At 29.8% G+C, this 19,350-nt stretch carries 21 protein-coding genes, 1 tRNA gene and 1 pseudogene; 15 read left to right on the forward strand and 8 right to left on the reverse strand.

The features are described 5' to 3' along the window. Positions 1-10: 10 nt before the first annotated feature. The 5 genes from FUA26_RS01720 (at position 11) to FUA26_RS01740 (ending at position 3,989) form a co-directional block, all read left to right on the forward strand. Entirely contained in the window at positions 11-952 is a 942-nt protein-coding gene (locus FUA26_RS01720) for a toll/interleukin-1 receptor domain-containing protein (protein ID WP_147130825.1), read from the forward strand. A gap of 250 nt (positions 953-1,202) precedes the next feature. Next, on the forward strand, positions 1,203-1,628 hold the full coding sequence (locus tag FUA26_RS01725) for a MarR family winged helix-turn-helix transcriptional regulator (RefSeq protein WP_147130827.1): 426 nt from the start codon (positions 1,203-1,205) through the stop codon (positions 1,626-1,628). A 49-nt stretch (positions 1,629-1,677) separates the two neighbouring features. Then, positions 1,678-2,109 carry a nuclear transport factor 2 family protein gene (locus tag FUA26_RS01730; RefSeq protein WP_147130830.1) on the forward strand — a complete coding sequence of 144 codons (432 nt, stop codon included), beginning with the start codon at positions 1,678-1,680 and terminating at the stop codon, positions 2,107-2,109. 277 nt (positions 2,110-2,386) lie between these two features. Further along, positions 2,387-2,959 (forward strand): Crp/Fnr family transcriptional regulator, encoded by a 573-nt coding sequence (locus FUA26_RS01735; protein WP_147130832.1) that lies wholly within the window; start codon positions 2,387-2,389, stop codon positions 2,957-2,959. A 91-nt stretch (positions 2,960-3,050) separates the two neighbouring features. Next, positions 3,051-3,989, forward strand: coding sequence for a hypothetical protein (locus FUA26_RS01740; protein ID WP_147130833.1), 939 nt, complete (start codon positions 3,051-3,053; stop codon positions 3,987-3,989). 166 nt (positions 3,990-4,155) lie between these two features. On the opposite strand, the gene FUA26_RS01745 is transcribed toward FUA26_RS01740, so the two are convergent. After that, on the reverse strand, positions 4,156-4,524 hold the full coding sequence (locus FUA26_RS01745) for an IS110 family transposase (protein WP_246109049.1): 369 nt from the start codon (positions 4,522-4,524) through the stop codon (positions 4,156-4,158). A gap of 283 nt (positions 4,525-4,807) precedes the next feature. Here FUA26_RS01745 and FUA26_RS01750 point away from each other — a divergent pair, with 283 nt between their 5' ends. After that, a complete protein-coding gene (locus FUA26_RS01750) occupies positions 4,808-5,449 on the forward strand; it encodes a class I SAM-dependent methyltransferase (RefSeq protein ID WP_147130835.1) in 642 nt (213 codons plus the stop codon). 145 nt (positions 5,450-5,594) lie between these two features. Here FUA26_RS01750 and murA read toward each other — a convergent pair whose 3' ends face one another. From murA to FUA26_RS01765, 3 genes are all read right to left on the reverse strand, one after another. Continuing rightward, positions 5,595-6,908, reverse strand: coding sequence for a UDP-N-acetylglucosamine 1-carboxyvinyltransferase (murA, locus tag FUA26_RS01755; RefSeq protein ID WP_147130837.1), 1,314 nt, complete (start codon positions 6,906-6,908; stop codon positions 5,595-5,597). Between the two features lie 8 nt (positions 6,909-6,916). Further along, positions 6,917-7,552, reverse strand: coding sequence for a DUF4290 domain-containing protein (locus FUA26_RS01760; protein ID WP_147130839.1), 636 nt, complete (start codon positions 7,550-7,552; stop codon positions 6,917-6,919). 65 nt (positions 7,553-7,617) lie between these two features. Further along, positions 7,618-7,911: a DUF493 family protein gene (locus FUA26_RS01765; protein WP_147130841.1), complete on the reverse strand. Its 294-nt coding sequence runs from the start codon at positions 7,909-7,911 to the stop codon at positions 7,618-7,620. Positions 7,912-7,999: 88 nt separating this feature from the next. Here FUA26_RS01765 and FUA26_RS01770 point away from each other — a divergent pair, with 88 nt between their 5' ends. From FUA26_RS01770 to FUA26_RS01790, 5 genes are all read left to right on the forward strand, one after another. Next, positions 8,000-8,533 (forward strand): AAA family ATPase, encoded by a 534-nt coding sequence (locus tag FUA26_RS01770; RefSeq protein ID WP_147130843.1) that lies wholly within the window; start codon positions 8,000-8,002, stop codon positions 8,531-8,533. 6 nt (positions 8,534-8,539) lie between these two features. After that, entirely contained in the window at positions 8,540-10,444 is a 1,905-nt protein-coding gene (locus FUA26_RS01775) for a RecQ family ATP-dependent DNA helicase (protein WP_147130845.1), read from the forward strand. Next, positions 10,441-11,388 (forward strand): methionyl-tRNA formyltransferase, encoded by a 948-nt coding sequence (fmt, locus tag FUA26_RS01780; protein WP_147130847.1) that lies wholly within the window; start codon positions 10,441-10,443, stop codon positions 11,386-11,388. The genes FUA26_RS01775 and fmt overlap by 4 nt, the downstream gene beginning before the upstream one ends. A gap of 188 nt (positions 11,389-11,576) precedes the next feature. Further along, positions 11,577-11,849: an HU family DNA-binding protein gene (locus FUA26_RS01785; protein ID WP_139698478.1), complete on the forward strand. Its 273-nt coding sequence runs from the start codon at positions 11,577-11,579 to the stop codon at positions 11,847-11,849. Between the two features lie 121 nt (positions 11,850-11,970). Then, complete coding sequence (locus FUA26_RS01790; RefSeq protein ID WP_147130850.1) at positions 11,971-12,531, forward strand: YqgE/AlgH family protein; 561 nt, start codon at positions 11,971-11,973, stop codon at positions 12,529-12,531. Here the strand turns inward: FUA26_RS01790 and FUA26_RS01795 are convergent. Then, positions 12,528-13,370: an aminotransferase class IV gene (locus FUA26_RS01795; RefSeq protein WP_147130852.1), complete on the reverse strand. Its 843-nt coding sequence runs from the start codon at positions 13,368-13,370 to the stop codon at positions 12,528-12,530. The two genes, FUA26_RS01790 and FUA26_RS01795, sit on opposite strands and share 4 nt — an antisense overlap. Before the next feature lie 65 nt (positions 13,371-13,435). After that, entirely contained in the window at positions 13,436-13,828 is a 393-nt protein-coding gene (locus FUA26_RS01800) for an START-like domain-containing protein (protein ID WP_147130854.1), read from the reverse strand. A gap of 130 nt (positions 13,829-13,958) precedes the next feature. On the opposite strand from FUA26_RS01800, the gene FUA26_RS01805 reads away from it, so the two are divergent. From FUA26_RS01805 to FUA26_RS01820, 4 genes and pseudogenes are all read left to right on the forward strand, one after another. Further along, positions 13,959-14,032: transfer RNA gene (locus FUA26_RS01805), tRNA-Met, on the forward strand. 53 nt (positions 14,033-14,085) lie between these two features. Beyond that, positions 14,086-15,441: a tyrosine-type recombinase/integrase gene (locus tag FUA26_RS01810; protein WP_147130856.1), complete on the forward strand. Its 1,356-nt coding sequence runs from the start codon at positions 14,086-14,088 to the stop codon at positions 15,439-15,441. A 5-nt stretch (positions 15,442-15,446) separates the two neighbouring features. Beyond that, on the forward strand, positions 15,447-16,115 hold the full coding sequence (locus FUA26_RS01815) for a hypothetical protein (protein ID WP_147130858.1): 669 nt from the start codon (positions 15,447-15,449) through the stop codon (positions 16,113-16,115). A gap of 242 nt (positions 16,116-16,357) precedes the next feature. Then, positions 16,358-16,876 (forward strand): annotated as a pseudogene (locus FUA26_RS01820) (3'-5' exonuclease); the annotation flags it as partial. 624 nt (positions 16,877-17,500) lie between these two features. Here the strand turns inward: FUA26_RS01820 and FUA26_RS01825 are convergent. Further along, positions 17,501-18,409, reverse strand: coding sequence for an ExbD/TolR family protein (locus FUA26_RS01825; RefSeq protein WP_186826833.1), 909 nt, complete (start codon positions 18,407-18,409; stop codon positions 17,501-17,503). A gap of 118 nt (positions 18,410-18,527) precedes the next feature. Further along, entirely contained in the window at positions 18,528-19,340 is an 813-nt protein-coding gene (locus FUA26_RS01830; RefSeq protein ID WP_147130864.1) for a hypothetical protein, read from the reverse strand. Positions 19,341-19,350 lie beyond the last annotated feature (10 nt).

The following is a 19,350-nucleotide window of genomic DNA, read 5'->3' on the forward strand; positions in this document are numbered from 1 at the left end:
AATTATAAAAATGAAAGAAAACAAATATGATTTTTTTATAAGCCATGCTTCTGAAGATAAACCTGAATTTGTTAGACCACTAGCAGAAGAATTAACCAATAGAGGATATAATATTTGGTATGATGAATTTTCATTGGGTTTGGGTGATTCTCTTGTAGAAGGTATTTCTAAAGGAATAAAAAACTCACTATACGGTATAATAATATTAAGTAAAAACTTCTTCAAAAAAAGCTGGACAAAAAAGGAGTTAGAAGCATTACTCAATAAAGAGATAATATTAAATGAGACATTAATATTGCCTGTTTGGTTAGATGTTACACCTAAAGAAGTATATAATTTCTCTCCTCTTTTAGTGGATAAATTAGCTGTATCTGTAAAACCATCTGAATTAAGTAAAGTAATAAATTCTATAGAGAAGAAAACAGGAATTAGCGTAAAATCAAAAGAACAGTTAATTCAAAAAATAAATAGTTTAAAAAGACTAAGTGAAAATAAACAGACTAAGTATTTTTTAGATTTAGAAAACAGAATTAAAAGTATTTTTCTTTTTCAGGAAGAATATCATAATTGGTATACCTCAGATGATTTATTTGAAAATGAAGAGGAATGGGATGATTTATTAGTTGATCTAAAAGGGAAAAAACTTCAATCGGAATATGGTATCCCAAATGGTGTTTGGATTGTACCAGAACCATTCCCTGAGAATGAAATACAAAGAGCTGTAAAATTATGTAAAAAATGGATTTTTGGAGAATTAACCATAAAAGAAGCTACTGAATTACATTTTCTACTCGAGGAACAATTAGACACAGATTTATTTTATATTCTATATGCAATTCCCCACTCGTTCATTAAAGAAAGAAAAGCATATGATATCTTAATATATGGTATTATTGAAATTGGAGTTAAAGAAAAAAAATCACTTCCTCCAAGTGAGAAAAAAAATTGTTGACAATTATTCCAAGATATTCAAGAAGTATTTTAAACATAAAAACTAAGCACAACAACGCATAAACGCAATTTGGGCTGATTTTCTACCGAAAATCAGTACCTTTAATCCAATGTCAGTTAAGGGTCGAAAAGGCTCTGCCGTTTTCTCCCAAACTGACGTTTATACAAATCCGTTGTACACAATACATAATTGTTTTACGTAAAAATAAAAAATAGTTGTTTAGCTAACTATTTTATTGTATACTTGCATCATGATTAATAATAACACTTACTTCCAAATAGAGCTTACCGCAAGACGGATTAGACAATATGGACAAAATATACTTAAATCTCAAGGAATTGACATTACAATAGAACAATGGTTAGTATTGAACGTAATAAATGAAAATGAATCTACTAATCAAATTGATATTGGAGAAAAACTTGTAAAAGATAAACCAACCATCTCAAGAATGGTAAATCATTTAGAAAAAAAAGGATTTATTACAAAAACACCTTCCTCTACAGATTCTAGAAAAGTTGAACTAAATATATCCAAAAAAGGAAAAGCAATGATCAATAACCTATACCCCACTATTGAGACAATTCGTTTCAAAGGTTTAAACGAATTGTCTGAAAAAGAAAAAGAAAGTATTGAAAATATTTTAAAAAAAATTCAAAAAAATTTAGATAGCTAATTTTATGTTTTTAGTTGTCTAGCTAACTTTAATAAATAAATTTAAAATTATGAAAACAAGAATTTTAGCCTTTTTAATGATCTTTACACTACTATCTTGCCAATCTAGCGCACAAGATAGTGCTATAAGCGATGTGAAATCGACAATAGAATCTTATATAGATGCTGGAGACACTAATGATGTTGTAAAATTAAAGCCACATCTGCATAGTGACTTTAGAGTAGTTTTATATGATAATAAAAAAAGTAAGACCTCTATTCTTGATAAGTCAACTTATGTTTCTTTTATAGATACTAAAAAATTTGGAGGATATGAAAGAACTGCTAATTATGAAGATTTTCAGTTTATCGAAAAAAATATGGCTACTGTAAAAGTAACTCTTACAAGCCCCGGTAAACCGACATTAAAGAATTTTTATTCTTTAGTAAAAATTAAAAATGATTGGTTGGTAATTCAAGATTATGTTATTCTAATTCCATAAACTATCAATCAAATAACTCTAACAAGTATGTAGACCCTGATTAAGGTTGCAAAAATCCAGCAGGTAACACTTTATAAAAAAGCGTAGGACATTTGGTGTGTAACTAAATGTCCTACGCTTTTGTACCAAGTCACCAAATATAAAATTTGGTGTTTCAATATTTAAGATAAGCAAAATTATTATATTTGGCTTAGTTATAAACACGGAGTTAGTGCTAACCCTCTGCCCTACGTTTCTTATAATCATCGTTGTAGCACATTAAAACCAAAAAAAATTAATGAATTTATCCGAATTTGTAAATCAACACAAAATACTAACTGAAAATGAAAAAAAGTTATTGGATGAACACACAGAACAAGTCAGCTACAAAGCCAAGGATTATTTTATACAAAGTGGAAATAGAAGCAATCAAATTGGTTTGATTATTTCAGGAGTGTTTCGATACTTTTTTTACAATACAGAAGGTGAGGAAATTACCGCTCACTTTATGGCAGAAAACGAATTTGTGGGAAACGCCACCAGTTTTTTTGAATTTTCGCCAAGTGCTGGTAGTATTCAGGCAGAGACCGATTGCACAATCATATTGATAAGCAGGGAATCTTGGGATTTGTTTTCTCAGGAAATTCCACATTGGGAAAATACAATTCAAAAAATATTAAACGAAGTTTTAATCAAAAAAACTAACTTTCAACGCAGTTTAATTAATATAGATTCAAAAAGTGCATATTTAAAATTCATCAACTCTTACCCAAGTATAGCTCAACGAGCTGCATTGAACCATATAGCTTCATATCTAGGTATGACACCTTATTCATTAAGTAGAATTAGAAAAGCAATTGCTTCTCTTTAAAAAAATGGCCATTTTTTATTTCTTGCCATTTGACAAGTGAAAGTATGTTTCCCTGACCGACTTTTGTACTATCAATTAAAACAATTGTAAAATGTATAAATCAATAGTATTAATCGGAGGGTTGTTGTTAAGCCTAAATGTATTTGCACAGAACTCCACTAAAAAATTAAACAAAATGAATGTAAAACAAATAGAGAAAAAGACAGAAAACGAAATCAAATCGTTTGTATATGCTTGGTACAGTCGCTTTGACAAAGGTACAAGTATGGAAGAACTTAAACCATTTTTACCAGATGATTCGGTGGAATTTGTATACCCAACTACAACTTTAAATAGTGTAGATGAGCTAGTCAAATATGCAGAACAAACTTTTTCATACGTCAAAGAATCTACACATATAATCAATGAAATATCGGTATATAAAATTGATGAAAATAATTATGAAATCATCTGTCCGCATACTTATCACGCTTTACAAGCAGATGGAAATATCGTACAGATGAATTTTATTGGTAGAATGCGTTTAGCTACCAATCTAAAGACCAAACTAGACCCAAGTGGAAATTTAAAGAAGGTTGTTGCGTATAAAGTAGTTCTTCAAGGAACACCAACAGCAAGTACAACAGAAAACATCAACAGCACAAAAAAAGGTAATTTTTCCTTTACAGATGCCAAAGCGTTTGTACATAATTGGTTTGCAAATATTGATGCAGGTGATGCGGATGGATTAATGGAACTTACCAGCAGTAGCACATTAAAAATAAATATTTTAGGCAATGAGGTAAAGGACAAAGCTGGATTAAAAGCATTTTTGATAGCTCAAAAAGAAAGCCAAAATTATTCAGTACATACTCCATCAAATATTTCTGTATCTAAATCTGATAAAGAATTCCAAGTAACTTTTGTTTTGAACTTTGAAGGAGAAATCAAAGAAATGGGGAAAATGACATTAAGTAATATTACAAACTGGACACTAATCGAAGAAAAAGGACAATTAAAACTGAGTGAATATACACTAGAGATATTATAAATAACGTGCTACAACAAGGTTATATGCAATAGCGGTTCAGGTTTTGTACTTGAACCGTTTTTTCGTTTAAATAAAGTACATTGCTATCTGAAAAGTAGATGCTTAAAATCCGCAACTATTCTCATACGTATTCCAAGATAAAATCCAAACTGTTTTAAATTTTTATTTAAGCTGCATATTGTTTCAATAACACATAAGGTGTTCCTCTTTTTACAACAGCAAAAGCACTAGCTAAAAGTTTATTTCTAACGTTGTTCAAAGTAACCATTTTAGGTTTTCCTTCAGCTACTTTAGATTTATAATACAACCTTAGTTCTTGGTCATGCAGTATGGCAGAAATACTAGCCATACTCAATAAACTTTTCATTTTCCTATCTCCTAGATAATGACATTTTTTACGTCTGTGAATACTTGTTCCTGAACTATATTCAAATGGTGCCAGTCCGCAATAACTTGAAAACTGCCTCCATGGTTTAAAGCGCTTGAAATTGTGAGTATGATAAATTAATGAAATTAAGAGAAAAAGAAATGCCATCAGGATATTACTGCAGATTTGAAACTAACTACAAGTATGTTTATCAAACATTATTATCTTAAAATTTTATAAAAAGAATAGAGGCAGTAAAAAATATGCTTACATATGTCTTGAAACAACTTAAATCAAGATTTAAATAAAATCTAATAATAACAAAAAAAGTCATCCATAATAGTTGTAATACACATATAAACTAAAAACCTGTATATTTAGAATGTTAATGACTCTAAACTTTTTAAAAAATAAATTTGAAATTAATACGCTAAATAACCAAACTTAATTTATGAAATACGAAAATAAAAATAAAGGCTATTATGAAAACTCAAGAACAGAAATGCAAAAACTTCTTCCTCCAAACATAAAAACTGTACTAGATATTGGATGCGGAAATGGAACGTTTGCTAATAGTATTAAGAATAGTAAAAAAATAGAAGTATGGGGTGTTGAGCTTATGAGTAACGAAGCTAATATTGCAAGCGAAAAACTTGATAAAGTTATTAATAAGAAAGTTGAAGATGCTATTGATAAGCTACCTGATAACTATTTTGATGTTATTTATTTTAATGATGTACTTGAGCACGTATCATACCCTGACACCATTTTAAAAGAAATAAAAATTAAATTAAAACAAAATGGAGTAGTAATTAGCTCAATACCTAATGTTAGATATCATAGTGCGATGTATAACTTTTTATTTAAAAAAGATTGGAAATATGCTAAATCTGGCGTTATGGATTACACTCACCTAAGGTTTTTTACATCAAAATCAATTAAAAGAATGTACATGAATGCAGGATATTCAATAGTTCATCATAAAGGAATTAATAAAACAAAATCTATCAAACCCTATTTCTTAAATATTTTATTTCTCTTTACAGCTTTTGATATGTTTTATCTTCAATTTGCAACTATAGCAAAAAAATAGAGTGAATTTTTTTTTAAAATAGAATAATTATTCAATGATAGAGCTGCACAAAAATAAGCTAATTGCCATGTATATTATACAACTTATAAAAGCTATGTTGAATTACTTTAGTTTCTCAACCATTCTAATTCAACATAGTATATTTTTAAGCGTTTACTCTTTCTATTTTAGCACCAATTGCTCGTAAACGTTCATCAATATTTTCGTAACCTCTGTCAATTTGTTCAATATTCATTATAGTTGAAGTTCCTTTAGCTGATAGTGCTGCAATTAATAAACTAACGCCTGCTCTAATATCTGGTGATGTCATTGTAGTTGCTTTTAAAGTAGACTTAAAATCATGACCTATTACAGTGGCTCTGTGCGGATCACATAAAATAATTTTAGCGCCCATGTCAATTAGTTTATCCACAAAAAACAAACGGCTTTCAAACATTTTTTGGTGTATTAATACACTACCCCTAGCCTGTGTAGCTACAACTAAAACTATACTTAATAAATCTGGTGTAAACCCTGGCCATGGTGCATCAGCAATTGTTAAAATAGAGCCATCAATAAAATTTTGTATTTCGTAACCATCAGTATGTGCTGGTATGTAAATATTATCACCTTGTTTTTCAACAGTAATACCTAATTTTCTAAACACATTTGGTATAACACCCAAATCATTCCATGATACATTGGTAATAGTTAATTCACTTTTAGTCATGGCGGCTAAACCTATCCAGCTACCAATTTCAATCATGTCTGGTAACATAGTGTGCTCTGTACCGCCTAAAGTTTCAACACCTTCAATAACTAACATATTTGAACCAACACCATTAATTTTAGCGCCCATTCTGTTTAGCATTTTACAAAGCTGTTGTAAATAAGGTTCGCAAGCGGCATTGTATATTGTTGTTTGCCCTTTGGCTAAAACTGCTGCCATTACAATATTTGCTGTACCTGTTACTGATGCTTCTTCTAAAAGCATGTAGGTACCTTTTAAGGCATTAGCTTCAACGCCATAAAATTGTTCTTCTTTGCTGTATCTAAACTTAGCGCCTAATTTTATTAAGCCCTCAAAATGGGTATCTAAACGTCTGCGTCCTATTTTATCGCCTCCTGGTTTTGGTATGTAACCTTTACCAAAACGTGCTAATAATGGCCCAACAATCATTATTGATCCTCTTAGGCCACGTCCGTCTACCTTAAATTCATCAGATTCTAAATACTGTAAATTAACAGCATCTGCCTGAAATGTATAGGTGCCTTTTGATAACTTTTCTATTTTTACACCTAATTTTTTTAGTAAACTTATTAGTTTGTTTACATCAACAATATCAGGAATATTGTTAATGGTTATTTTTTCTGAAGTTAATAAAACTGCACATAAAATTTGTAATGCCTCGTTTTTGGCACCTTGTGGTTGTATGCTTCCTTTTAGCTGATGACCACCTTCAATTTTAAATATTCCCATGGATTAGTTTAGTAGCGTTTTCTTTGTCTGCTTTGTTTTTTATGATGCCCTTTTTTACCAGAAAATTTACTTTTGGTACGCATAAGGCTTGAGGAATCTGATAAATCTTCATCTGAATTTTTCAAATTTATTTTACCATCTGATAATTCAAATAAATGATCATAAATTACAACGTCTTCAACCGTATCTTTATTCCAATTTAAAAAACATTTTTTCATGTGGTTAGCAATGGTATAAACCAGGGCTTCTTTTAAATCACCTTCTTCCCAAGTATTTGCTACATCAATCATGGTTTTAATATTGTTTCCGTAGAAACGATATTTTGGATGGTTTTGCGGATACTTTAAAGGTTCAGGGCCTTCAGCCAATAATTCTTTTGTGGGTTTTGGGTATGGTGAATCTACATCTAACTCAAAATTAGCCATAATGAATAATTGATCCCATAATTTATGCTGAAAATCGGGTACATCACGTAAGTGCGGTTGCATATTTCCCATTACAGAAATTATGGCTTTGGCTATTTTATTACGTTCTTCTCTATCTTCAACTGATTTGGCATGGTTAATCATTTTTTGCATATGGCGCCCGTATTCAGGAATGATTAAGTGCTCACGCTCTGTGTTATATTCTAAAGTATCTATCAAAATAAATGATGTGGAATTAAATTAACGCACGTAGTAATTATGCAAGTGCAAAATACAAAAAAAAACTAAAGACTGATAACGCCTTCAACTTTTTCTGCTACTTCTTTATATTTTTTTATTACGCTATCGGGGTCACGCATTAAAAGGTTAATTGAAACGCTGGTATATTTACCGTTTTTTGATGTTACTGTATTAATTACAGCGCCCATATTATCAAAAATAGCCTCTAAAAGCGCTATTTTTGCACTATCTGACTTCACAATAAATTTATACAAATATTCTGATGGCCAGCTTGTTGTATCATAAAGTTGGCTTCGTAATTTATTGTAAAATGCCTCTGATTTTTCTGGTGTATTCATAGCTTTTTTATATGCTGCAAATATACAGTTTCATTTCTATTTTTTTAATCAATTGTAAATTCCGAATTTTACACACAAAATTTATAGTTTGAATACAAAAAAAGTTGTTATTACAGGAGGCCCTGGCACAGGAAAATCTACCATTATTAATGAGTTAATTAAACGTGGCTATACGTGTTTTGAAGAAATATCAAGGCAAGTTACCCTTGAGGCGCAAAAAGAAGGTGTAGATCAGCTTTTTTTAACAAACCCATTATTGTTTAGTGAGCGCCTTTTAAATGGTAGAAAACAACAATTTATAGATGCCCAAAACGCCAATTGTAACCTTGTTTTTTTAGATAGAGGCGTACATGATGTTTTAGCTTACATGGATTTTATTGGAGACCAATACCCTAATCATTTTGTTGATACCTGTAATGAAAGTACTTATGATTGTGCCTTTATTTTAAAACCTTGGAAAGCTATTTACACAAGTGATAATGAGCGCTATGAAAATTTTGAACAGGCAGAAAAAATACATCACCATCTTTTAAACACTTACAAGCGTTTTAATTATAATTTAATTGATGTACCTTTTGGTAGCGTAAATGAACGTACAGATTTTATTTTAAACGCTCTGTAAAATTACATGCAGCATCCCATTAATATATTAGAACGCTATTGGAACTATACCTCCTTTAAAAACAACCAGGAGGCAATTATTGATGCTGTAATTGCTGGCGAAGATACTTTTGTGCTTTTACCCACTGGTGGTGGTAAATCTTTATGTTATCAAATTCCTGCGCTTGCAAAAAAAGGTATTTGTATTGTAATTTCGCCACTTGTAGCTTTAATGAAAGACCAAGTACAAGCTTTAAACAACAAAGGTATAAAAGCGTTAGCACTAACTAGTGGTATTTCACACAACCAATTAGATACCTTGTTAGATAATTGTATTTATGGCAATTATAAGTTTTTATATTTATCACCAGAGCGCTTACAGCAAGAACTTGTACAAGATAGAATACGGCAAATGCACGTAAACTTAATAGCTGTTGATGAGGCACATTGTATATCGCAATGGGGAAATGATTTTAGGCCATCATATAAAAACATAGCTATTTTACGCACTTTACAACCAACAGTAAATGTTGTTGCTTTAACAGCTTCGGCAAAGCCTGAAGTTGTAAATGACACTATTAAAGCGCTAGATTTTATTAACCCAAAAATATTTAAACACTCTTTTTTTAGAAGTAATTTAGCGTACATGGTTTTTAATGAAAACGATAAGTACTACCGCATTGAAACCATTTTAAAAAAGCACACAGCAGCATCAATAATATACGTTAGAAACCGTAAATTAACTTTAGATTTAAGCAACTATTTACAAAATAAAAATATTACAGCTACCTATTATCATGGTGGATTAACAAATGCTGAAAAAGAAACCAACATGAGTGCTTGGTTACATAACCAAAAACAAGTTATAGTAGCTACAAATGCCTTTGGTATGGGTATTGACAAGCCTGATGTTAAAACTGTTATACACATAAATTTACCCGAAAGTATTGAAAGCTATTTTCAAGAAGCAGGTAGAGCTGGTAGAAATGGCCAAAAGGCGTTTGCTGTTATTTTAAAAAACGAAAATGATGTACAGCAAGTAAAAAACCAGTTTTTAAGCGTGTTACCTACATTGCAATATACTAAACAAGTATACCGAAAATTGTGTAATTATTTTCAAGTTTCATATGGTGAAGGTGCATACTTAACTAAAGATTTTAATTTCAACACCTTTTGTAAAACCTATAATTTTAATGGTGTTTTATGCTATAATGCCTTACAGTTACTGGACAGAAATAGTGTTATTAGCCTATCAAAACAATTTAAAAATAAAATTACCGTACAGTTTATTGTAACAAGCAATAACATTTTTAATTATTTAGATGCTAACCCAAGTTTTAGTTTAATTGTAAAATCTATTTTAAGAATGTACGGTGGTATTTTTGAGCATGAAACTAGTATAAGTATTAATAAAATAGCTGACAAAGCATCAGTTAACGAAACTGTAGTTACAAACGTTTTACAACAACTAGAAAAAGATGAAATAATAACATTGAACCTTGCCAAAACCGATGCTCAAATAACATTTATTCAGCCTAGAGAAGATGATAAAACCATTAACCGTATAGCCCATATAATTGAGCAGCAAAACAAACTAAAACAAGCACAAGTAAATGCTATTTTAAATTATGTTGAAAATAAAAATACTTGCAAAAGCATACAGCTTCTATCCTATTTTGGTGAAACCAATTTAAAACCTTGCGGCATTTGCTCTGTGTGTATTACATCAAAAAAAAGCAATACAGTAGCTGATACTTCTACCTTAAAAAAACAAATTATTGAGCAGCTACAAAGCGGTGATTTGTCATCAAGAAATTTAGCACAAACCATACAATGTTCTGAAGCAGATTTAAAAAACACCCTAAAACTTCTTTTAGAGCATAACATTATTTCAATAACAGAAACAAACACCTATAAATTAAGTCATTTATGAGGAATTTAAGAATTGTTTTTATGGGCACACCAGATTTTGCTGTGGCTACTTTAAAAACTTTAGTAGAAAATAATTATAATGTAGTTGGCGTAATAACTGCACCCGATAAACCCGCAGGTAGAGGACGAAAATTAAACCAGAGTGCTGTAAAAAAATATGCCTTACAAACTAATTTAAACATATTACAGCCCACAAATTTAAAACACCCAGATTTTATAGATACTTTAAAAGCCTTAAATGCCAATCTACAAATAGTTGTAGCTTTTAGAATGTTACCCAAAGTAGTATGGCAAATGCCAGAATACGGCACTTTTAATTTGCACGCATCATTACTACCAAATTACCGTGGTGCAGCACCAATAAATTGGGCTATTATTAATGGTGAAACAAAAACAGGCGTTTCAACTTTTTTTATTGATGAGAAAATTGATACTGGCGAAATGATTTTACAAGAAGATATAGCCATTAATGCTAATGAAAATGCCGGAAGCCTTCATGACAAATTAATGCACATTGGCAGTAAACTTGTTTTAAAAACCGTTAATTTAATTGAAAAAGGCCCTGTAGAAACCAAACCACAAATTGATACTGAAAATATAAAAACAGCCTATAAACTTAACCGCGATAACTGTAAAATAAACTGGAACAATAGTTTAGATACTATTTATAATCATATTAGAGGTTTAAGCCCCTACCCTGCAGCGTGGTGTATTTTACAAAACGGTAATGATACACTAGATGTTAAAATTTATGAAGCTGAAAAAGAAGTATGTAACCACAATTATAGCGTAGGCTTTATAATTTCTAGCAAAAACCAACTAAAAGTTTCAGTATCAAATGGGTACATAATTATTAAAGAAATTAAACTACCCGGAAAACGAAATATGGATATTAAATCGTTTTTAAACGGTTATACATTTAATGAAAACGCTAAAATGCTGTAAACCCTTGTAACTACTACTATTTTCCAAACATCGATAAAATGCATAACCTTTATTAACAAATGGTTGAAGTTATTAACAAAAGCGTGTATTTCCCTTGCTATTACTTGCGTGGTACGATAATCCGTATAAATTTGTAGAGGATTTAACAAAAATGTTTAACCAATTTATTAATAATTAAACTTTATATTATGAACAAAACAGATTTAATCGATGCAATGGCAGAACACGCAGGAATCACCAAAGCAGCTGCAAAAAAAGCTTTAGAATGTGCCTTAATTGAAATAGAAGGTGCTTTACAAAAAGGAAACAGAGTTTCTTTAGTAGGTTTTGGTTCTTGGTCTGTTTCTAAAAGAGCAGCTAGAGAAGGAAGAAACCCTCAAACTGGTGAAACTATCAAAATAAAAGCTAAAAACATAGTTAAGTTTAAAGCTGGTGCAGATTTATCTAACGCAGTAAACTAATTAGTTACACAAAATAACTTAAAAAAAGCCTTCAAACTCTGAAGGCTTTTTTGCGTTTAAGGCTAAAAGTTGCATTTTTAATAAATAAATGTTAGATTTAATTATTAAATCTTCTAAAAATATGATTACAATAAAACCCAAAAAAGGAAATTTGTTAATCGCCGAACCATCAATAATTGGAGATGTTTCTTTTAACCGCTCAATTGTTTTAATTGCAGACCATACCAAAGAAGGCTCAATAGGTTTTATTCTTAACAAACCTCTAGATTATACTATTAATGAATTGATTAATGATGTAAATGTAAATTTTAAAGTGTACAATGGTGGCCCTGTTGAACAAGATAATTTATACTTCATACATAAAATACCCGAGTTAATACCCGATAGTATTGAAATTTCATTAGGTATTTATTGGGGTGGCGATTTTAATAAAGTGGTTGATTTAATTAGTGAAGGCCAAATTGAAGAAAGTGATATAAAATTCTTTTTGGGCTACTCTGGCTGGAGTGCCTTACAACTTGAAGATGAGTTAAAGGCTAACTCTTGGGTTGTTACTGAAAACGTTTATAAAAAAGATATTATTGATAAGGACTATAAATCTTTTTGGAAAGAGAAAATGCTTGAGTTTGGTGGTGAATACAGTATATGGTCTAACGCGCCTGAAAATCCAAACTTTAATTAACTTAGCCTTATTTTAACGTTTAATTTACCTATTAGCTGTTTGGCTAGTGTATTTGAAAACATTTTTTTTCTGTATTTGGTAACTGGTTGAATACCTACTATAACGTTTGTTATAAAAATTTCATCAGCTTTTTGGAGTTCAAATGGTGATACTGATGTTTCTTCAACAGTAAAACTGGGCATTGTATTTAAAATTTCAAGAATTTGTTTTCGCATAACACCTTTTAAACAACCATCTATAATTGGTGGTGTTTTAATAGTATTGCCTTTCAAAAGAAAAATATTACCGTTTAAAGCTTCAACTACTTGTTTGTTTGTATTTAATATAAAACAGTTATTAAGTTTGTTTTCTTTAGCGTAAATACTTCCTACAACATTTAAAGCTTTATTGTTTGTTTTAAGTGTTGATAATAAACTTGGTGATACATAATAATCTTTAAACAAATCTACTTCATAGGCATCTTCATTTAGTGTGTAAAATGTATTGTCAATTGGTTTTACAGTTATTAAAAACGTAACGTTGTTGTCGGTTGGTGTGTAAAGGCCTCCAAAATTTCTATTTACTATAAATTTTACACGTACTGTTTGTTTTAATAGGTTGTTAGCTGTAATGGTTTTTATTATTTCATCTTCAACATATTCCATGGTAAAATTCATGGGTATTTCCATGCGCATAATACGCATTGAAGCCATTAACCTAAAGTAGTGATCTTCTAAAAACAAAATACTTCCGTTGTTAACCTTCATGGTTTCAAAAACAGCATCACCATAGGCAAAACCTCTGTTTTCAACTGATAGTGTGTTTATATTTTCTACTAAAGTTCCGTTTAAATTTATCATAAAAAAAACCCGCTTTAATGGTTGTTAAAACGGGGCAAATATAGGGTATTTAATCTACTTTATTTTTAAGCTGAGCCTAATACGTGTTTTAAATCTGATATTTGATTTTCCCACAGCATCTTAGCTTCATCAATTTCATCTTCTTCAGCAAAATCTGTTATCATTAATGATACGTCTTTTGTAATTTCATCAACTTGAATTCTTATTTCAAAATAGCATGAAGCTCCTTCTTCTTCGTCATTTAACCATCTAAATTTAACACGTTCTCCGCTTTTTTTACTTAATAGTTTGGCTTGTTCTTCGCTGTCGTCCCAAATGAATGTAAATAATTCACCACGTGAATTTACGTTGTCTGAAAACCATTCAGATAAACCTGAAGGTGTTGATATATATTGAAATAATAATTGAGGTGAAGCGTGAATTGGAAATTCTATGTCAAATCTAATTTTATCGTCCATAAGTGCATTGAAAATTTATTGATGCGTAATATATACATTAATTAATAAGTACAGTAATTTTTTTAATAATATTTTATTGCACTAATGTTTGCTTACTTTAATTTTGTTTTTATATTTGCACCCGCAATATGGCGAGGTAGCTCAGTTGGTTAGAGCGTCGGATTCATAACCCGGAGGTCTCGAGTTCAAATCTCGATCTCGCTACAAGATGGAAATCCTTTAAAACAACGGTTTAGTTCACGCTAAACCGTTTTTTTATGGATAATATTTTAAATTTAATTACTTTAGATGTAAGAAATGAACACGATTTAGAACACGATTTAGAACACGATTTGGAACACAACCGTAATTTTTCTGAACCTAAAATTTATGATGCAAATGGCGATTTAAATAAACGCTGGTATGTATATTTTTCATTTAAAGATCCTAAAACAGGAAAATTAAAACGCATGAAAAATATTTATGGGAAAGCTAATAGCTATAACACTAAAGAAGCTAGATACTATCTTTTAGGCTTATATAAAAGACGTCTTTTAAAATTTTTAAAAAGTGGTTACAATCCGTTTCAAAATAACACCTCTCTGTATTTAAAATACAAATCAGCCACAAAACCACCACAACAAAACATAAAAAAAAGTGAACCTATTCCAATAGCAAAAAATCCAGATGTAAATACTGACATAACATCCAAAAAAACTAAAATCACTTATAATAGCATGCCTGTAAAAAACGCTATTGATTATGCGCTAAAGTTAAAAACCAATGTAGTTAGCGAAAGAACATTAGCTGATTATACTAACTACTTTCAAACGTTTACAAAGTGGCTCAATGAACACCACAAAAATATTATAACAATTGATGGTGTTTCAAAAATTATTGTGGTACAGTTTTTAAACCATGTACAGTTAAAATCATCTGCTAGGAATAGAAATAATTACCGTACTTGTTTTAGTAGTATATTCCAAACAATGGAAGACAATGAAATTATTAAGCAGAATTTTATAAAATCAATTCCGAAATTAAAAACAGTTCCCAAACGAAACAAAACCTACTCCGAACAGCAAAAGGAAGCTATTTTTGATTATTTAAAAGACGAAGACCCTACGCTTTTATTATTTATAAAGTTTGTTTCTTATAATTTTTTAAGACCCAAAGAGGTTTGTAGACTACAAATTAAAGATATTGATCTTGTTGGTAAAACAGTACAATTTCAAGCTAAAAATAAAGCACTACAAACAAAGCTAATTCCTGATATTTTAATTGAAGATTTACCTGACATTTCAAACATGAACGAAGAGTTTTTACTTTTTACACCTGATGGTATTGGTGGCTATTGGAATGCTGAATTAGAAAATCGTCGTGATTATTTTACTAAACGATTTAAAAAAGTAGTTAAAGATCATTTTAAATTAGATAAAAATTATGGGCTTTATAGCTTCAAACACACTTTTATTACAAAACTTTACAGGTCTTTGGTGAAAGAATCATCTCCGTTTGCTGCAAAAAGTAAATTAATGCAAATCACAGGCCATTCAACCATGCTTGCTCTTGAAAAATATTTAAGAGAAATTGACGCTGAACTTCCTGAAGATTACTCTAACCTTTTGAAATAAAACAAATGGCGTTTAATAATGATTTAAATAGTTTAATAAAAGGAATATATCTTCCAAGTATATTATACATTCCTAAATCACTAGCTTTTTACTTAGATGATAATTTTAGAAAAGAAATACAAGATGCGGGGGTATTTGATCACCTTGTGGTTTTAAGTACTGAAGGTATATTAACAACTTTTAATAATGATTTCCCTGAAATTATACTTTTAAACAAAGAAAATATACTTGACAATAACATTTTACAATTACTCAAATTTAGGGATCAATTCTCTGATACAACCTTTAATTTTATTAAAACTGAATATTTAAAACACGCTAATAATTATCAAAAATCATATACATCTTTATTAGAAAATATTGATACTGAAACTACGTGTGTTAAAGACACGCAAAAAGTGTGGTTTGAACTTCAAATGGATGCTATTACCAAACATATTAAAAAGCTAAAAGAAGTCTTAAATTTTGAAAATAATATTAATTATAAGGATAATTTATCGCCTTCAATAAGTGAGCTAAACATTTTAAAAGAAAAACGTTATAATTCACTTTTAGAAAACGTGTTAATACCAGAAAAAAAGAAACCAAAAGCAAAACCTTATAAAATTTCTAATGAAGATGCTGATATTTTTTTACTCCAATCTGTGTTTAATGTAGACTTAAATGCTAAATAATTTCTAGCCAACCACAAAAAATAACAATATTATTTGTGGTTGTGGTGTTATTGTGGTGGTTGTACAAAAATCTCAACAAAAAAACTTAAAAAACTGTAAATCAAATATTTAACACACCCCTTGAAAACACACCACAATATAAACACAACTACACCACCAGTTATATCTATGAAATATAAATAGTATTTTAAGTTGAGTATTTAATTATATTTGACTTATCACAACCTCAGCCTAAAGTAATAATGTACACTATCATTGATGTTGAAACCACTGGAAAAAGTGGAAAAATTACTGAAATATCTATTTTTAAATATGATGGTAAAAATATTATTGATGAGTTCACATCTCTTGTTAATCCTGAAGCTTATATTCCTGAATACATTACGCATCTAACAGGTATAAATAGTTCTATGGTTGCAAATGCCCCTACATTTACACAAATAGCACATAGTATTCTAGAAATAACACAAGGTTGTGTATTCGTTGCCCATAGTGTTAATTTTGACTATAATGTAATACGTAATGAGTTTAAAAACATCGGCATTAAGTTTAATAGAAAAAAACTGTGTACTGTAAAGCTTTCTCGTAAATTATTACCAGGACATGAATCTTACAGCTTAGGGCGTATTTGTAATGACCTAAATATTGAAATATCAGCACGCCATAGAGCTCGTGGTGATGCTGAGGCTACCGTAATTTTATTTCATAAACTTTTACACACTAAAAATGCTGAAATAGCTTTTAATATTGCTCTAAATAAAACAGTAATTAAAAATCAATTAAGATTAGATTTTTGAAATCTACTTTTAGTTTAGTTTAGCTCAATATAGTTTAGTCTTTTGTATAATATGATATAAATATGTTATGTCTCAGTTTTGAGAACTACCTAGAACGGAACAACACTTTACCTGTGTTATATTCATAAGTATTGGTCGTTAGTCACCATCAAAATATTGGCACAAACAATATATTTTATAAGTTCTTTTTATACATTTAATTTTCAAAGATTTACCCTCAAAAAAATGCTACTTTGGAAATTTTCAATCGAGGCACTAGTTATTTTTTGGTGTTTTAGATAATTCTGCAAAATCATAAGTAAGGCTTAATAACTCATGTTTTTAGATTTTAAATAATATATTTCCTAATAGAGAGCCTTTAATTTTCTTTTTATCAATTAATACCTTGTTTTTTTAGCAACAAAAAATTTAAACTCACTTATCTCAGGGCTTTTCAAAGTTTAACTAAATTCACAAACAATCAGAACAATGTTAGGTTATTGACTGTAACCATAAAAAAATAATCTTAGTTTTAAAAATTATCCTACCTCTGTATTGCTTATTAAATTTATTCTTGCGACGGAGCAAAAGCATCAATAGACCTTAATTTTAGTTAAAAAGTTTTATCTCCTTTTTCACTAATTCCTCCTCATATATAAAAGGCACTTCAATAATAAAAGGTTTTCTTAAAACTCCATGTTCCTTATTATGTTTTCTTCTCTCCTGGATTTTAGTCATTGCTTTAAAGTGTTTTTCATAACTTAAACCTACTCTCGTTTTGACAAATAATATATCATTATTATCTATAATCTTAGTGAGCGTAGTGGTATCTGAAAACTTTACATACTCATTATTAAACGTATAAAGAGAATCTGTTTTAATTGTTATTGATGCATCATTTTCACCTTCCAAAATCTTTTTAATTCTTTTGGAATAATTATGTATATCAAAAAATTCATCGGAAAAATTATGTTGCCAGAATACTGGAATCATTGGGCTGCTTGCTTCTAATGTAGGCATTTTATCCTCACCTATATATTCTTTAGTAGTATAAATTATCTTAGGCCCATAATACCAATTGGTTAAATCATAACCTTTATTATACATTGCAGAACCACTGATGTAGAATGTTAAGCAGTTAGAATTCTCATAACCATCGCTCTTAAAATGTAGATATCCACTCCACACCTTTCCTATTTCATGGCGTATACGTTCTATATAAGCATATTCTAAACCTTTATCGGCATAAATGATAATATTAGAAACAGCATTTCCTTTAGGGTAGCGTTTTTCTGCACGAATAGCATTAGGTAACTGATCCCAGAATCTTAACCTCTGCCCATTAAAATATAATTCTTGATTTTTTGTGTAATGAATGGCGTAATGTATTTCACTTAAATTGATAGTATCTACACCACCAATAGGTAAATCTATATCTTTCATTTGGCCATAACCGCTAAACACTAAAAATATGATAGTGATTACTGTAAAATTATTTTTTATAATATTGAAAAACATGATATTAATTTTTATACTAATATTTTAACATTATTTGTTTTTAAAATTCCTTCTCATTCACCTGCTATAAACACATGTATGCTATTGAATTATTGAGCGATTATGATTAAACCGCTAACTAATCAGAAAGAAGTGCTATTATTTTTTGACCTACAACAGTATCTAAATTTCCAAATTGATCTATTGCGGTTAAAAAGGCCATTTTGCACTTGTGGTCTATACTATCAATTTGTGAGCTGTTTAGTTTTGAATAATCATCGGTATTGTATGTTTTCCATTTATATGCATCTCCTAAGTCTATTTTCTCAATCGGATTTAAATCATTTCTTTTAGCATAATCTGCAATTCGGATGATTAACTGCTTAATGGTTTGAAAAGCTTCTTCAGCAGTTTTTCCATATTTAGTATGCCAAGCATAAACTCCATCATTTGTTCTATTTGACGCTGGTTCTGTTTTAGAATCTACACTCATTTTATAAATTCCAAATTTATAAGAACTACCTCCAACTATACTTCCTAAATCTCTTGTAATATGTTCTAACCAATAACAAAAGGAGATTTCTCTTTTGGTGTCTGTATATTGTTCTAGAGTCATCGTCTCTAATTTACCTGAAGGCCAAAAATTCAAAAATTCTTGTTTTAGATGATATAATTTCTCATTCATATTACTTTTCTTTTTTTGAGTTTTAAAACCATTTTGCTTCAGAGCTTTAAAACATTCTGTATTCTCTCCTCCTGGAAAATCATTAATTATCTCTTCTCCTGATGCTATATTACTAGCGTATGCCATGATCGCTTTTGGAGGATAAGATTCTTCTTCAAATATCAAATCGTATGTTGAGGATTGTCCAAAACCTTCAGGAAAACCTTTTTCTTTAAACCGTTGAATTGCTTTTAAAATGTGTTCGCTAGTTACTTTATTGAATTGCATTCAGACTGTT

Origin of the sequence: Seonamhaeicola algicola (genome assembly GCF_007997385.1) — a bacterium.
GTDB classification, from domain to species: Bacteria; Bacteroidota; Bacteroidia; order Flavobacteriales; family Flavobacteriaceae; genus Seonamhaeicola; species Seonamhaeicola algicola.

Coding starts and splice junctions, on each gene's coding strand:
- FUA26_RS01740 (WP_147130833.1), top strand. CDS start 3,051: ATGTATAAATCAATAGTATTAATCGGAGGGTTGTTGTTAAGCCTAAAT.
- FUA26_RS01790 (WP_147130850.1), top strand. CDS start 11,971: ATGATTACAATAAAACCCAAAAAAGGAAATTTGTTAATCGCCGAACCA.
- FUA26_RS01750 (WP_147130835.1), top strand. CDS start 4,808: ATGAAATACGAAAATAAAAATAAAGGCTATTATGAAAACTCAAGAACA.
- fmt (WP_147130847.1), top strand. CDS start 10,441: ATGAGGAATTTAAGAATTGTTTTTATGGGCACACCAGATTTTGCTGTG.
- FUA26_RS01730 (WP_147130830.1), top strand. CDS start 1,678: ATGAAAACAAGAATTTTAGCCTTTTTAATGATCTTTACACTACTATCT.
- FUA26_RS01815 (WP_147130858.1), top strand. CDS start 15,447: ATGGCGTTTAATAATGATTTAAATAGTTTAATAAAAGGAATATATCTT.
- murA (WP_147130837.1), bottom strand. CDS start 6,908: ATGGGAATATTTAAAATTGAAGGTGGTCATCAGCTAAAAGGAAGCATA.
- FUA26_RS01765 (WP_147130841.1), bottom strand. CDS start 7,911: ATGAATACACCAGAAAAATCAGAGGCATTTTACAATAAATTACGAAGC.
- FUA26_RS01735 (WP_147130832.1), top strand. CDS start 2,387: ATGAATTTATCCGAATTTGTAAATCAACACAAAATACTAACTGAAAAT.
- FUA26_RS01795 (WP_147130852.1), bottom strand. CDS start 13,370: ATGATAAATTTAAACGGAACTTTAGTAGAAAATATAAACACACTATCA.
- FUA26_RS01775 (WP_147130845.1), top strand. CDS start 8,540: ATGCAGCATCCCATTAATATATTAGAACGCTATTGGAACTATACCTCC.
- FUA26_RS01745 (WP_246109049.1), bottom strand. CDS start 4,524: ATGGCATTTCTTTTTCTCTTAATTTCATTAATTTATCATACTCACAAT.
- FUA26_RS01810 (WP_147130856.1), top strand. CDS start 14,086: ATGGATAATATTTTAAATTTAATTACTTTAGATGTAAGAAATGAACAC.
- FUA26_RS01725 (WP_147130827.1), top strand. CDS start 1,203: ATGATTAATAATAACACTTACTTCCAAATAGAGCTTACCGCAAGACGG.
- FUA26_RS01825 (WP_186826833.1), bottom strand. CDS start 18,409: ATGTTTTTCAATATTATAAAAAATAATTTTACAGTAATCACTATCATA.
- FUA26_RS01800 (WP_147130854.1), bottom strand. CDS start 13,828: ATGGACGATAAAATTAGATTTGACATAGAATTTCCAATTCACGCTTCA.
- FUA26_RS01830 (WP_147130864.1), bottom strand. CDS start 19,340: ATGCAATTCAATAAAGTAACTAGCGAACACATTTTAAAAGCAATTCAA.
- FUA26_RS01785 (WP_139698478.1), top strand. CDS start 11,577: ATGAACAAAACAGATTTAATCGATGCAATGGCAGAACACGCAGGAATC.
- FUA26_RS01720 (WP_147130825.1), top strand. CDS start 11: ATGAAAGAAAACAAATATGATTTTTTTATAAGCCATGCTTCTGAAGAT.